This window comes from Lysinibacillus sp. UGB7, assembly GCF_049058285.1.
GTDB lineage: Bacteria > Bacillota > Bacilli > Bacillales_A > Planococcaceae > Lysinibacillus > Lysinibacillus sphaericus_B.
Window position 1 is genome coordinate 136,994 of sequence record NZ_JBMGUV010000010.1, and the last position, 15,479, is coordinate 152,472.

Consider the following 15,479-nt stretch of genomic DNA (forward strand, 5'->3'; position numbering starts at 1 on the left):
GAAATCAACGGTTTCTTACAATGTATTCAAAAAGAAAAAAGACTGGTAACAAACTCAATTTTTTGAGTTTGTCTAAAATATGAAAAACCTCCCCACAAACACGGGGAGGTTTTTATATTTTAGAAGACGATGTATTTTACATAGTCTTTCCAGCCAATTTCTTTGAAATGTTGCCACTCAATTTTTTCTAAAGGCATTGTACGGAAGGAACGCGCTAATATATTGCGCTTTTCATTTGTTATGATTGGTGTCCCTTCATCCATGTAGCCAGTAAAGATAGTAGAGTTTGCCGTCTTAAATGCAACATCAATGTCCTCAAGACGAATTTTGCCGTCTTCACCGAGAATATAAACACGGTGTACACCATTTTTTGCCGTTCTTACCCAAGCGGATTTCACCTTATATGCATCCAATGCTTCATTTACAATAATAGAAGCTTTGCCTACAGTTGAGAAGGGAATGTCAGCTAGAATATCATCCGGCTGTAGTGTTACTTCATAGCTTGAAGGTTTTGGTAGCTTTACAGATTTAGCTAGTTCATTGGCCCATGTAGTTTCATTGTTTGTGGCAATCATTTGTTTTGCAAGTACAATACCTGAAAGTTCATCCTTAAAATGTTGTAAATCAAAATTAACAGTTTGTCCAGCCATGACCTGTTGCCACTCATCCTCTGATAAATAAGCGAACATGGCTTTTTCTGAAGAGTAAATTTCAAAAGTCACTGTGCCGGCATCTTCTGTTATTTTGGAAATAACACCGTCAACAGGGCTAATAACACCTTGGCGTGCCTGGATTTGGGCAATTTGAGCATCCATTAGCGCTACTTGACGAGTTGCCTCAGCAATATGACGATTTAAAATGGCAACAGCTGTTGATGGAGAATTTTGTTGAGCCAATTCTAATTTGACATTGACATTCAATTTATCACTCAGCTGATCGGTATTGATAGAGCTTTTTGGATCAGAAGCCCCACCGAAATCGGATTCTATTTGAGCTAATGCCGATTCTAAATCGCTTAGTTCCGTTTCATAAGCAGAGCGCTCAGCCTCGAGCTTCGTTAATTCATCATCAACTTCCTCTGTCTTATATGTAGCCAGTACATCCGTTGCGTGTATTTCCTGTCCGCGTTTTACGTTTACTGCGGATAGACTTTTTGCTTCTGCAGAAATTGTATAGGTTTCTGCTGGGGCTACTATAGTATCCTTTTTGACTGTTTCTACACGGTCGCCAGTCGTAGCCCTTTGAAATTCACCGATAAAGTACGAACGTGCGACCTTACTATCAGCCTTGAAAACAAAATACGCATTTACGCCAATTAACAGCGCTATCACAATGATACTCAAGCTTGTCCAAGGTCTGGATTTAATAAAACGCATCATCCTAACCCCCTTGTAATCCATTCCTGTAATGGTAAAACGCTAATCATGCCAACAAATACCGCCATTATCACTTGTATCACGATAATTTTCGCTAATAATGCTTTACGATCTGACTCTTCTTCCCATTTAGAAAGAAATGTGAATTGTACAATAATCGTTAGAACAGTTACGACCGTCAACTGATTGATGACAAATAATACAACATCTGTATCCATGAATTGTTGAGCAATTGGTGCAAGTGAAAAGAAGGAGAATGTTGTAGAGTATCCAACTCCGTAGAACACAGCAAATAAAATTGCCTTTTCAATAAGTAAAAATACCATTACATAAAGTTGTACTTTTTGAATCCATTTGTAAGGGATATCAGTTAATAGATATAACATGTATGTAACGCCGTAATATTGGAAGCAATAATACAGGATTCCCCAGGCAACAGCACCTACCATTGATAGAAGTCGAGCTGTGTAATATTCATCCTGATTATTCATGGCAAATAAAGTGGTTAAGCTTTCTGTACCCATGCCCCAAAACTCTCTTACGGCAAATAGAAGGATAAAGAGCACAAAAACGGTTAATGATCGTTTTTTATATCCTCGTATTTCGCCTCCCTCGACTGCTTGTGTAAAGTTAACGGGATGCGTTAAGCTATGCCAAAACTTATAGTGATAAAACATATATAGCTCCCTTTCTAAATTGCATATTAAAGATGTAGTATACACCTAGTTACTGGAAAATAATATAGTATAATTGCTGATTTTTTAAAGTAATTCCCTCGATAAAGTACATCTTTAATGAGGCGCTTAAGAAGTTCCTACTTCTACTTGCACGTTCTGCTTTCTTGAGTGTTTTCAACTTCAAAAAATCTGGATACATGCACATAAAACAATTATATAGTATCCTAACGATAACTTCCTATAAAAAGCCTATTCCATCTAAAAATAGCAATTATCTGTAAGTTAGTAAAGGTTGTGAGTAAGTTTAAGAGAATAGCTTGAAATCAAGTAAATAGCACCGATACTAAAGTAAGTACATTCAATTAAATGATACATATCTATATTCCTATATATATAACGAAAATAAGAAAGGGTGGACATTTTGAAAAAACCATTAAAAGTGGGCGTTTTAACAAGTCTATTACTAGCACCGGCAGCGCTTGCCAACGCTCAAGAAGTTGCTACGCAACCCCATGCAACACAAGGAGAGCAAGTTGCCTATGTTAATGTGGTAGCATCAACTGACACGAGAGAAAAAACAATTGCTCAATTCGGCAAACTATCTGAAACATCAAGTACCAATGACATGATCATCGCAAAAGGAGATGTCGCGGTTTTAAGTACGACAGATTTCAATGCTGACGAAATTAAATTTATTACAGCAAAGTATACTTATATTGAAAGTCAACGAACGCAATTAGACAAATTAAAGGCAATAGGTACACGTATTAATGCATTATCTTATACAAGTAAAACGTTTGTGGAGGAAGTGACGAATGTTCATAAGGATTACGTTGCTTTTTTAGGATCAGAGACAAGCCCTGATGCAGGCACCTATTTACATGTCCAAGGAACTTTCGAGAATGCTGTTAATACAGCTCTCGCTTCACCGAATGCAAATGGCATCGTGCCATCTATACGCGGTACAGCCCTTCAATATGGCCATAAGGAAGCTGAACGGAATAATTATTTTAAAAAGAACGGTACAGATATTGCGAAGCTTGTAAAAATGAATGAAGATGTTACGACAGCAAGTGTAACAATTAAAAATTTAGAGGATTTTATCATGGTGTTAGAAAACTCGGCTTCATCCTCTACTCAGATTGCGGAAGCGGCTGCTAAAGTAACGACTAGCTTTAGCACACTTACGACTGACCAAAAGAAAATTATCACAGCCCATAATCCAAACAATGCAGCGGTGACGCCCTATAAAAAATACACGGATTCGATAGCTAACTTGTCGTCAGCTGACCAGGTAGTTGCTAATATTACGCAGCTAACTACAAAAAAACCAGAAGACTTTACTTCTGCAACAAGCTTCGTTGGTGCTGTAGCAACAATTGAAACAGCTTATAACAAATTAGATGCAGACTCAAAACGTTTAGTAACAAATTACGATGCATTTAAGCTATATCAAGATGTTGCAAATGTTTCCAAGCAAATTTCAGCACTGCGTATTTCAAGTGATGCTGCTTATCGTAAAGCAGTGAAGGATGCAACAGTAGCACTTAATAATCTAGTTCCAGATAAAAAGGATTTTGTGAAAAATATCGCAGATTTGGACTTGGCTGAAGAAAATATTGCTGCAGCAGAGGTGATTGAGGGGCTTATTACTGGAATTGCCACAGCTACAGATAAACTTACACAAATTGAGCAAGCCCGTACGGCATACAATACACCTGTAGCTCCAGAAGGTAAGAAAATTGATGCGGCAAGTGTGAAGAAAATCGTTAATAATTTATCAGAGTTAACGAGTTGGGAAAAGTCACATAAGGCAGTGTTAAATGTTATTGCTCTTGTCGAGAAGCTAGATCCAGCAGCAAAGGATTATACAAAAAAAGCGAAAGCTGCAAACACGGCTTACTTAAAGCTCGATGGTACGAAGCGTGAATATGTGAAAAACTACAAAAACTTGAAAGACCAAGTGGAAGCAATGAACGTAGTTGCACAAATTATGGCCTTAAACACTTCGCAGAAAACGTATAAAGAGACAGTCGAAACATTGACACAAGTCTTCGCAAGTTTATCTGACGAAGCCAAAAAACTAGTAATGAATTCTCAGGATCTTGAAACAGCGAAAGGCTATATTGCAACAGCAAAAGGATTTGATGATCGTGTACTTGCATTAGCAAACGAGCCTGATACTACATTTGTAGCGAAGGTAGCTGCACTCACTGCAGAATATAAAACGATGGACAAAAATCCGAAAAAGTTAGTGACGCAATACAAAACATTATCGACATACGAGAAAAACAATGCCAATGTTGTGAAAGTGATTAATTTAATTGCAGCATTGAATCCAACGAATAAAGACTATACAAAAAAGGTTTTAGCAGCACGTAAAGCTTACAATGCATTAGATCCAGCATCTCAAAAACGTGTGACGAACTATGCACAGTTAACAACAGTCGAAGATGTTGCCACTTTAATTGGTTTAATTGAAACATTGAAACCTACAAGTAAGACATTCTTAAATGATTTAAAATCAGCGCGCACAAATTATGATGCTTTGCCACGAGAGAAGCAACAGGCTGTCATTAACTATGAAAAGCTTGTAACAGCGGAAACTGAGCTATCATCTGCACATACAGTGATTACAATGATAGATGCAGCATTACCGGAGGATGCAGACTATTTAACAAAGCTTATGAATGCTCGAGTAGCTTACGATAAACTATCATCAGGGCAAAAAAAGCTTGTAGCCAATATAAAGACATTAACGGACAGAGAAAAACAAGTGAAGCCTATTTTAAATGTCATGGTGCAAATTGATGGTTTAGAACCAGGTTCAAGTAGCTTTGTCAGTAAGGTAAATGCTGCGCGTAAAGCATACGATAAGTTAACAAAGGACCAAAAGAATTACGTTCATAATATCGCAACGTTACAAAGCTATGAACCAACTGCCAAAGTTATGGAGCTGATTGGTAAGTTAAGAGCGTCTAGTAAAACCTTCCATACAGATACGACGCAAGCACGTGCACTATATGATGCGTTAAGCAAGGACATGCAACAATATGTTACAAACTATCACTTATTACAAGCTGCTGAAACAAGTATTTTAGGTGCTGGCAATGTTCAACGAATGATTGATGAACTGCCTTCAGTTGAGCCTCATCAATATGTAAAACGCATTGAAGAGATTCGTGCGGCCTATAATGCACTACCAAAAGATCAGCAATCGGCTGTCGAAAATTATAAAACGTTACAAGAGCAAGAAAAAATTATAAAGCCTGTTATTAGCATTGTGCAAGAGATTGATAAGCTCATGACATCTAAAAATATGGACAGTCAATATCAAAAGATTTTAAATTCATATGAGAAGCTTTCTGCAACTCAACGTAGATATGTCTATAATGAGCAACTACTCCTATCATTAGATAATGTGATTAAGGTTTATAAGAGCATTGCTGCACTAAAGCCAAGTGACAAAATGTACTTTGGGATGGTTGAGTCAGTGCGTAGAGACTACGATAGCTTAAGTACAACAGATAAGCAGAGGGTGTCTAATTATTCTATCCTGCTAGAGGCAGAGAAAAGCATGAGCGAAGTAAAAAAAGTTGTGGAGTTAATAGCGGGCCTATCTCCAACATCAAGCACATATATACAAGATGTAGCCAATGCTGTAGCAGCATATAAGGCATTGGATTCAAAAGTAAGAGGACAAGTTCTCAACTATGACGCTTTGAAGAAAGCAGAAAAAGATGTAGCAGCTGTTTTAAAAGTTGTCAATGCGATTGCCGAACTAGATCCAGATGCTAAATCATTTGATAAGAAAGTAACGGCTGCACAAAAACTATATAGTGCACTTACACTTGAACAACAGGATTTAGTGTATAATTACCGTATTTTGCAGGATCATTTAAGAGCATTAGGATTAGACTAATGAATGAAAAGAGGGTAAGCTCCTCTTTTCATTTTTTTCTACTAATCTGCGTATTTCACTACGATATTAGTATTTAAATAGGAAGAGGCGAGGGAAAATGAGAAAAAAGCAATCGCGTCTAGCGTGGGCACTCTCAACAGCTGCAGTGGTGGCACCCTGTGTTGCAGTGTTACCTACTGAAGCGGCTACAATGCCATTTACAGATATTAAAAACAACGGTAGCGAGACTGAGCTTTACAACGCGGTTAGTGAATTGTATAGACAGGGAATTGTCTTTGGTACGACTTCTACTACGTTTAGCCCTTATCAAAATTTGACACGTGGAGAAGCTGCCTATTTTTTAGCAGAAGCGCTAAAATTAGATACGAAAAATGTAACAGATCCTGGCTTTAAAGATGTACCAACTTCTCATAAGTATTATGGACATATCGCAGCCCTTGCCGCACATGGCATTATCCAAAAAGCTACAAATTATAATCCGAATAATGACATGAAGCGTAGTCAAATGGCGAAGATTCTAACGCTGGGCTTTGATTTACAGCAGGCAACAACTTTGTCGGCGCCTTTTGCAGATTTTACGGAAAATGTTGAAACCAATCGTTACATTCAAACGTTATTGAATTATGGTATTACCGAAGGGACCAGTTCGACAACGTTTTCACCTTATACAGATGTTCGACGTGGACAAATGGCTTTATTCCTTTATCGCGCCTTACAAAAAAACGACCAGAATTTATATATTATTAGTGTAGAATAGTAAGATAAAAAAACACTCTGTGGTAATAAATTACCTGTTAGAGTGTTTTTTAAAATTATTATAGGAAAAAATCGGTAATAATGGTATGTTTATATATGGTCTAGACGGGTATGGACCATCACAGAGATTTTGGAAATTTGATGTTTTTAGCTTGTCGATTAACCTGTGAATCTCAATCCACTATTCATACATACAGAAAAAAAATTAGTACATAAAGGGGAGGTAGCGATGTTCAAAAAAGTATCAAGTATTGTCGTATTATCACTTGTTTTGCAGGCTACACCATATGCTGAATCTCTGTTGAAGTCATCAGAGGCAGCGTTGGCGGCAGAGGTCGCAAAGGATGTCCCAGCAACACATTGGGCAAGTAACTCGATTCAACATATGTTAGGTAAGCAATATATGACAACCTATCAGGATGGGTCTTTTAAGCCTGAACAGACAATTACAAGGGCTGAGGCAGCTGCTGCGATTGCACGGTCTATGCAGCTCAAGATGGATAGTTCTTTTTCACCTAATTTTGAAGATGTACCTGCCAATCACCAGTATTACAAGGAGATTTGTGCATTAGTTGAATTGGGTATTTTACAAAATGGCGATTGCTTCAATCCTGATTCTCCCTTAAAGCGCATGCATATTGCTAAAATGTTAACACTTGCCTATAATATCGAGGTTGATTCAACCAACAAAAGCAAATTTAGTGATGTTAACGAAGCACATTGGGCCAAGGACTATATTGAATCATTAGCTGATGTTGGCGTTATTCAAGGGGTAAACGCACAGCATTTTGCACCAAACCTCATGATTACACGAGCGCAATTTGCTACTTTGATTGAGCGTAGCCTTACTTTTACAAATAAGGTGGAAAATTTTGAAGTTGCCTATGATTATTTATCAAAGACATATATCCCGACTGTTAATTTTTCATCGACGATGTCTAATGAAGTTATTCGTTTAATTAATATAGAAAGACAGAAGCAAAAACTGCAACCACTTAGCTATGATGCAGCTTTAACACAAGTCGCTGTTATCAAGGCACAGGATATGGTGAATCGACATTATTTTGAGCATGAATCCCCTTACTACGGCGCACCATGGGATTTAGCGACATTATTCGATTATCCATATACAAGCTTAGGAGAAAACATTGGCAGAAATATTCCAACTCCTCAAGCGGCTGTGAAAGCATGGATGGCTTCTCCAACGCACCGTGAAAACATACTACGCGAACATTATACAAACACGGGTGTAGCCATTGCAGAAGATAGCAAAGGAAATTACTATTGGGTGCAATTATTTTCTAGCCAATAAGTTAATAACTTGATTTAGTTACTGTTATGCCAACTGAATCAAATTACATAGAAGCAGAATTTCCTGTAACAAACCATCTCTAATATTACAGGAATGTTACAAAAGACCGAAATAACCATAATTTAATAACCAATTATTAGTGCTGATAAACCTCAAAACGTTGGTATATCAGCACTTTTTTCTGTTTTTAAAACCGTTACACAATTGAAAAATTAAAATACTAACATTTGTGATAGTCTATGTATAGGCAAAAAAGTTCTTCGAGAGGGGTATAACAAAAGTATGAATAAGAAATGGTTATTACCGATTTTTGCATCTTTTATGATATTTTCAGCAACTCCAATAGACAACGCTGAGGCAGCGACTGCATCTGAAGTCACTGATACAGCGACTAAATATTTAGGTATTCCATATTCATATGGAGGTACAACTACAAGCGGACTAGATTGCTCAGGCTTTACTTCTAAAGTCTTTTCAGATTTAGGTATTAAACTTAACCGTACGTCAGGCTCACAATATCAGCAAGGCACTGCGGTAGCAAAAAGCGATCTTCAAGTAGGAGATTTACTTTTCTTTAACACGAGTGGTAGTGGTATCTCACATGTAGCTATATACATAGGTGACGGTAAAATGATTCACTCTCAAACAGGAAAAGGTGTTAGTTATTCAAGTGTAGACGATCCATATTATTGGTCTTCTCGATACATTGGCGCAAAACGCGTTGCAACATTTGATACGGCGCAACAAGCAGAAGTAACAAAAGTAGCGACAGCTGAAGTAAAGGACGCAGCAATTGATTTTACAGTGTATGCATCACGTGCTGAAGTAGCTGTGCAACTTGCTCAAGCTTTAAACTTAGATACATCTGATAAAAACACAAAATTCACAGATGTAAAACCAACATATGCGCATGCTGGTGCGATTGCTGCTGTAGCGAAGTTAGGTATCTTTGAAGGAGATGACAATGGGAAGTTTAACCCATCTTCACCAATGACACGCGCACAAATTGCAAAAGTATTAGTACTAGCTTTTGGTCTTGAGCATCAAGGTGAAGTTGTAACATTTGCAGATGTTCCTGAAAACTACTGGGCGACTGAGTATATTTCAATTATTGCAACAAATGGAATCACTGCTGGTAAAGATAACGGCAACTTCGGTTATAATGAAATGTTAAAAATTTCTCAGCTTGAAACATTTATTGAACGCGCAAAACAATTAAAGAAATAATATATTTCCACTTCAAATTAAACAAGGGCTACGTTTATTTTGAAGTATTGCAAGGAAGTTCTTTTAAATAATGTATAAATGGATGAGAGTTTGCACTTGCAGGCTCTCTTCTTTTTATGAAATAGTTGTCCCATCTGATTGGGTCAACTTTTCATCGTTTGTAAGTGGTGAAAGTCACTGCAACGATTAATTCCACTTTATAGAAAAGGGAGGGGATATGTAAAAAACAGTAGAAAAGTTACATTCGTATGATAGTTTTGGCTGTGTATTTTTGTTAAAATGAAACACGAGAACAGGAAGGGAGGAAATAAGACATTGTACCTCAAAAAAATCAGTCTTATATTATGCGTCTTATTCATTTCAGCTTCTATGTTTACTATACATAGTGCAAATGCAAGTGGCGGTTTTGATGATATTTCCCCAAAGCATGAAGCTTATGAAGAGATCAATTATTTAGTTAGTTTAGGTGTTATTAAAGGCTATACGGAAAACGGGAAAACGTTATATAAACCATATAATAATGTTACACGTGGACAAGTAGCAAAAATGGTTGTAGTTGCCTCAGGGAACAAACCATTAGTTGTTAGCAAGTCAAACTTTTCAGATGTAGCAGTAGGTACTGAGCTTTCCGGCTACGTAGAACGTGCGGTTCAATTAGGTTTCTTCGCAACAAATACAAAAGGTCAATTTTTACCGAACAAACCTTTAACACGCGATGAAATGAGTTATGTTCTAACAAAAGCATTTAAGCTTGATGCTAGTGCCTATGACAATATAGATTCTCCATTTGTGGACGTTGGTATTACGCATCCTTACGTTCAATATATTAATACGATTTACTATAATGGTATTACAAAAGGAAGCGGACAGAATTATAATCCGAATAGCCAAGTAACACGTGCGCAATTTGCCTTATTCGTAGCACGTGCAAAAAGTGAAAAATATCGTTTAGAGCTACCTGTTAAGGGTGATGCTGTCCCAGATACAAAACAGGTTATTGGCTTAGTTCAAGTAACGACAGATGGTTTAAATATTCGTAAATCAAAAGATTCTACTTCTAGTACCAATGTGGTAGGCACTGTCAATAAAGGCGGTAAACTATCAGTCTATGCTGTTGAAGGAGACTGGTTAAAAGTAACGTATAAAGGTGCTTACGCATATATTTATAAAACGTACGCACAGTTTTTAGATGCGGACGGTAATGCATTAGGTAATATCCAAAAACAAGTAACAACTACACAAGGTATTAATGTGTATGTGAAAGCGACTTCTTCCTCAAAAATTATTTCAACCGTTAATAGTAAAGTGAAGTTACCTGTCTATAAGACGGTTAATGGCTACTATTTAACTGTAGTAAATGGTTTGCCAGGATATATTGTAGCAAACAGTACAGAGGACGTTGAAGTGGAACAACCTAAGCCAGATCCAAATCCAGATCCAAATCCGCCAACTCCACCTGTATCAGGTGATTTACTAGGGCGTGCAACTGTTGGTAGTTTAAACGTACGTAAAGAAGCAAACTCTACTTCTACGGTATTAGGCAAACTAAACAAGGGTGAATACGTGCATGTGAACAGCTTAAGTGGCTACTGGGCACAAATTACTTATGAAGGTCAAACAGGTTATGTGCACAAATCCTACTTAAAGCTATTAAATCAAGGTAGTCCGTTGAAAAACCGTATTATCATCCTTGACCCTGGACATGGTGGTAAGGATCCAGGTGCTGTAGTGGGTTCAACTTCAGAAAAATCCATTACATTAAAAGTGACTACACTTGTAAAGCAAAAACTTGAAGCGGCAGGTGCACAAGTAAAGATGACACGTACAGGCGATACGTATCCATCATTACAAGATCGCGTTGATTTTACGAATGCAAACTTCGGTGAAATCTTTGTAAGTATCCATGTCAACTCAGCATCAAGCACTTCAGCACAAGGCACTGAAACATATTATGCTATTTCAACAGGAGATATGTATCAGGAAGATATTGATTTAGCGACTTTTGTAAACAATCAAATTGTGACAAACTTAAATATGAAAAATCGTGGTGTAAAAGAGCAACAATACTATGTTATTCGTAACACATTAATTCCAGCAATTTTAGTCGAGCTAGGCTTCCTAACAAATAGTGAAGATCGTGGCAAAATGACGGACGATCAATATGTTGAGTTATTTGCAGAATCAATCTATAAAGGTATTTCTCAATATTACGCAAAACAATAAATAACAAGAGCTACATGGTTCAATGTGAACTATGTAGCTTTTTTTGATTAGTACTATCAATGAAAAGGAATTCACAGAACTTTCCGGTTATGTAGAACGTGCTGCACAACTTGGCTTCTCAAAAGCTTGAGGCGGCAGGTGCAAAAGTATTGATGACAAGTACAAGTGATACGTATTCATCACGACAAGATCGCGTTGATCTTACGGATGCCAACTACGGTGAAATATTTTGACGTGTAACAATACCGCTAGGCTTAAATGTGTTATCTGCATAACCTGTTGTTATACCCAATGCATATAGGGCTTGGATATCTTTATAATAAGCATGGCTTAGTAGGAACGTCTGAAAAGGTATTGTTAGCAATGCCTTGTAGCTTAAAGCCATTGACAAGAGCACGTGCCATATCAGCGCGGGACAATGGCTGATGGGCGTTCATTTTTCCATTTTCTAAGGAGATAATCCCGTAGCGTAAACCCGTTGCTAATACTGCGTAACCGTAATCACTAGATTTCATGTCACTAGCATTCATTGAAGTTGAACTTGAAGCGGTAATGCCTAGGGCACGTAAGACCATTTCAGTGGCTTGCATGCGTGTTATTGTCCCTTGTGGATTGAATTTCCCATTACTGCCCTTAATAATGCCAAGGGCGTGTAAATTTTTAATATCATAGTAGCCACTATTTGAAGTTGCTACATCTTGGAACATTGGAACTGCAGCAATTGTTGCCTTCTTGGAACCTTTTGTGCGTGTGAGCGTTTTAATTTCTGCAATCGTTGCGAACTTTTCGTCAACATTTTTACGATCATCACGGCCTTCAATAAAAGATGTACGAATCGTATACGTACCAGCAGCTAAATTACCAGGCATAAATATTTGATATTTTTCAGAGTGGGTACTAATATCTTTTCGGTCAGCATTATCCGTTGTAGCATCGGCCGCTAGACCTGGGATATAACGTTCATGTCCCTGACCGACAACATGACCGTTTGTATCTATAATTTCCACTTTTAATGTCCCACGAGATGGCACATTTCCGTTGTTTTTCACGGTTACTGTGGAATAGAAAACAAATCGACCAGATGGAGCTACATAGCTTTGCACACCACCAGAATACAGTGAAAGTTTATAGTGGCGAGGTGTATTGCCTTTATGATCTTCAGTAGTCCAGTTTAAAGCGTGCTTCATAAATACTTTTGCGTCATTGTCACCACGCGTTGTCGTGTAGGCAACTCCATTTTCGTTGTCCTGCCAATCTGCTTTTGCATCAACACTAATATAATCAAAGATTTTAAAACCTATTTGAACGACGCGACCTTTACCATATTCAATGGCGTGAGCAGCACCAAATTCATTTTTCTTCATTGTTTGTGGCTTACTCGTGTAATCGTAATTTGAAAAATATAAAATAGGTGTTGCTGTGCTACCTTGCCAGGGCTTGATGATTTCAACCCACTCCTGGTCTGATTTTGTCAGATTAAGTTTGCTTTTGCCAAGCTCTTTTGTCGCGTTTTGAATGATAGGGTGTACTGTATTTGTATTGCTTACAGTAGAGTTCCCTAGCACAATATCGTCAATAAAGCGCGCATTGAATACTTCCGTTAGGTTATCCCACTCCATTACCCAGGAATCGACATCATAGATTAAAGGGGATAAATCCATTTGGCCAGCTTTTGGAAATTTTGTTGACTCGTTACGAGCTGTTTGGAAGGCGAATATCGCCCCACCACCATTCCGTACGTACATTTTGACATTTTCGCGTTGTTGATGGTTCATCATCACTGTATATGCAAAGACGATTGCGTCGTACTGACTTAAAGCCTCTAAGTTGTTTAAGTCCTTTTCATAAATTTTTTCTACATTGAAGCCCTGCTGTTGATAGAGGAAAAATGCCTTTAGCTCTTTGTTGTATGTTGAGCTATAGTCGACCTTAGGAGATACAGCTTGTCCTTCATATGTACCACCAGGGTGTGTCGTATTGGCATATTTCTCGCTGCTTTCCGAGAAAACGACACCGATTTTCTGTGTTGCTGTTAGTGCTTGTGAAGACGAGAAGATGGTTACAAGCAAGAAAGCGCCGGTTACAAATAGTGAAACAAATAATTTTTTCAAAAATCGACATCCTTGTTTAGTATTGTTTTTTAAAAATTTGTATGACTACTATACATATTACAACTAAATAATGGGGGATTCGTGTATATTTAGGTAAAAAAGAAATTATTGAGTTTTTTTATGTAAATTCAATTAAATCCTTTCTATAAGTCTATCTATTTTTATGATATAATAACCTTTGTTTTGTAGGGAAAACTAAAGAATATAATAGTGTTTAGTGACTATTGATTCATGATAGAGGAGGGCAATAACATCTAATTAGATATATTAGATGTATTACATGTATGAATAAACTGAAACAAGTTTTTACAAAGGTTAACAAGATTGATACGTTTTCACCGTATTTCTTTTTACCTTTTATATTAGTGCTTTATTTCTTCACAAGTCTGTTCGATTTTCATCGATTTGATTTATTTAATGTGCGCGTATCAATTTTACCAGCTGTGCTAGTAGCGCTTGTGTGTTACTATATCGGCGTGTATATTATTGATAAATTACAATGGACAATCCCGTCATTCGGATTATCATTCTTAGGTAAATATGTGATTCACTTTGTTGTGTTGTTAACATTAATCGGCTTAGCTTCCTATTTAATGATGATTTTTGGTGGAGGTTTAGGGATTTCGGATGAATCCAATCGCCGTAATCTTGATCCAAAACTAAACTTCTTTAGCCAATTGCTATGGTATGGGATTCTATTGTTATTATCGTACAAAATGATTTTAGAAAAGCATATGACATGGAAAAAAGCATTAGTATATGGCTCGATTTTTGCTGTTGTCATGTTTTTATTCTTATTAATGGGTTATCGTACACCATTAATCATTATGCTATTTACAGGTATTATTATTTTCCACTATGTTGTGAAACGTGTGAAATTAACTTGGTTCCTAACAGCATTATTAGTTATAGGTGTAGCGTTTTCAATGTTTGGGTTCCTGCGCGTTATGACAGAGGATACAACAAAGGAATTCAATAATCGCGATCAACCAGATGTTGAGCTATCTGAAACAGATAAAGAAAAACTTTTGACAGTAGAGCAAAAGGTAAATTTAACACCTAAATGGATGCGTTCATTGAATGGTGAAAGTGTTACGGGACATATTGTTTTAAGTAAAATTATAGAGTATACACAAGAGGAAGGTTACCTAAATGGAGAGATTCATGGCGGAATCTTCAATACCATTTTACCTGGTGAGCAAATTTCACCGCGTATGAAGGTCACTGAGGTTGTTAACTCTTTAAGTGTAGAAGAAGGTAAATATATCACACGCCCAACGAGAACAACGACGCCTACATTTATTGGGCAACTGTTCCTAGATGGTGGCTATGCGCTTGTAGCGATTGGCTTCTTATTATACGGTGTATTAATTTCTCTAATCTATAATAAAGTGAAGCAAGGTGGTATTCGTAGCTTCCACTCGGTAGCCTATGCGTTTGTGATTACATTATTTACAGTATCAATGCACACAGGTTTACTTGATTTGATCTTTATATTAATGCTTGGTTTTGTAATAATTGCATCTGCAATTATTAAAACGGATAAAAGAAAAGTTCAATATTAACACCGGAAAGGACTGTCCTGAATAGGATGGTCCTTTTTCGATAAATGAAGAAATTTGGTCGATAAATTAAAAAAAGTAATCGATAAAATTAAAAAGTTAGTCGATAAATCAGAAATTGATGGGGATAAAAGTGAAAATGTGTAAGCAAATAACTGCTTTGACCTTTCATCTAGTGGAGTGTAGCGACGAGGAGACTGAAGCCGTGCCCGCGAAAAGCGTCCGCCGTAGCGGAAATCAACGGGTTTATATAGATATTTCTATTTGAAAAAAAGCCGTCTCAAATACAGAGTGATATTATCCCCTTTCAGAG

The 15,479-nt window shown here is 37.2% G+C and carries 11 protein-coding genes; 7 read left to right on the top strand and 4 right to left on the bottom strand.

Annotated elements, in window-relative coordinates:
• Nucleotides 1-119 precede the first annotated feature (119 nt).
• Complete coding sequence (locus ACOMCU_RS11460) at nt 120-1,379, bottom strand: HlyD family secretion protein (RefSeq protein ID WP_421050242.1); 1,260 nt, start codon at nt 1,377-1,379, stop codon at nt 120-122.
• Nucleotides 1,376-2,053: a hypothetical protein gene (locus ACOMCU_RS11465; protein WP_421050243.1), complete on the bottom strand. Its 678-nt coding sequence runs from the start codon at nt 2,051-2,053 to the stop codon at nt 1,376-1,378. Before ACOMCU_RS11465 ends, ACOMCU_RS11460 begins: the two co-directional genes overlap by 4 nt.
• 421 nt (nt 2,054-2,474) lie before the next feature.
• Here ACOMCU_RS11465 and ACOMCU_RS11470 point away from each other — a divergent pair, with 421 nt between their 5' ends.
• The 6 genes from ACOMCU_RS11470 to ACOMCU_RS11495 all read left to right on the top strand — a co-directional run bounded on the left by ACOMCU_RS11470 (nt 2,475) and on the right by ACOMCU_RS11495 (nt 11,726).
• Nucleotides 2,475-5,975 (top strand): hypothetical protein, encoded by a 3,501-nt coding sequence (locus ACOMCU_RS11470; protein WP_421050244.1) that lies wholly within the window; start codon nt 2,475-2,477, stop codon nt 5,973-5,975.
• Between the two features lie 97 nt (nt 5,976-6,072).
• The gene (locus tag ACOMCU_RS11475; RefSeq protein ID WP_421050245.1) at nt 6,073-6,732 is read left to right on the top strand and encodes an S-layer homology domain-containing protein; all 660 of its coding nucleotides are present in this window, start codon (nt 6,073-6,075) and stop codon (nt 6,730-6,732) included.
• A gap of 228 nt (nt 6,733-6,960) precedes the next feature.
• Nucleotides 6,961-8,043, top strand: coding sequence for an S-layer homology domain-containing protein (locus ACOMCU_RS11480; protein WP_421050246.1), 1,083 nt, complete (start codon nt 6,961-6,963; stop codon nt 8,041-8,043).
• A gap of 282 nt (nt 8,044-8,325) precedes the next feature.
• A complete protein-coding gene (locus tag ACOMCU_RS11485; RefSeq protein WP_421050247.1) occupies nt 8,326-9,270 on the top strand; it encodes an NlpC/P60 family protein in 945 nt (314 codons plus the stop codon).
• Nucleotides 9,271-9,585: 315 nt separating this feature from the next.
• Nucleotides 9,586-11,493 (top strand): N-acetylmuramoyl-L-alanine amidase, encoded by a 1,908-nt coding sequence (locus tag ACOMCU_RS11490; RefSeq protein WP_010858039.1) that lies wholly within the window; start codon nt 9,586-9,588, stop codon nt 11,491-11,493.
• A 110-nt stretch (nt 11,494-11,603) separates the two neighbouring features.
• The gene (locus ACOMCU_RS11495) at nt 11,604-11,726 is read left to right on the top strand and encodes an N-acetylmuramoyl-L-alanine amidase peptidoglycan hydrolase LytC (RefSeq protein ID WP_010858040.1); all 123 of its coding nucleotides are present in this window, start codon (nt 11,604-11,606) and stop codon (nt 11,724-11,726) included.
• On the opposite strand, the gene ACOMCU_RS11500 is transcribed toward ACOMCU_RS11495, so the two are convergent.
• Both ACOMCU_RS11500 and ACOMCU_RS11505 read right to left on the bottom strand, forming a co-directional pair.
• Nucleotides 11,708-11,878 carry an S-layer homology domain-containing protein gene (locus ACOMCU_RS11500; RefSeq protein ID WP_080647627.1) on the bottom strand — a complete coding sequence of 57 codons (171 nt, stop codon included), beginning with the start codon at nt 11,876-11,878 and terminating at the stop codon, nt 11,708-11,710. The genes ACOMCU_RS11495 and ACOMCU_RS11500 overlap by 19 nt on opposite strands.
• Nucleotides 11,808-13,604: an S-layer homology domain-containing protein gene (locus ACOMCU_RS11505; RefSeq protein WP_010858041.1), complete on the bottom strand. Its 1,797-nt coding sequence runs from the start codon at nt 13,602-13,604 to the stop codon at nt 11,808-11,810. Before ACOMCU_RS11505 ends, ACOMCU_RS11500 begins: the two co-directional genes overlap by 71 nt.
• A gap of 284 nt (nt 13,605-13,888) precedes the next feature.
• On the opposite strand from ACOMCU_RS11505, the gene ACOMCU_RS11510 reads away from it, so the two are divergent.
• Nucleotides 13,889-15,169 (top strand): oligosaccharide repeat unit polymerase, encoded by a 1,281-nt coding sequence (locus ACOMCU_RS11510; protein WP_010858042.1) that lies wholly within the window; start codon nt 13,889-13,891, stop codon nt 15,167-15,169.
• Nucleotides 15,170-15,479 lie beyond the last annotated feature (310 nt).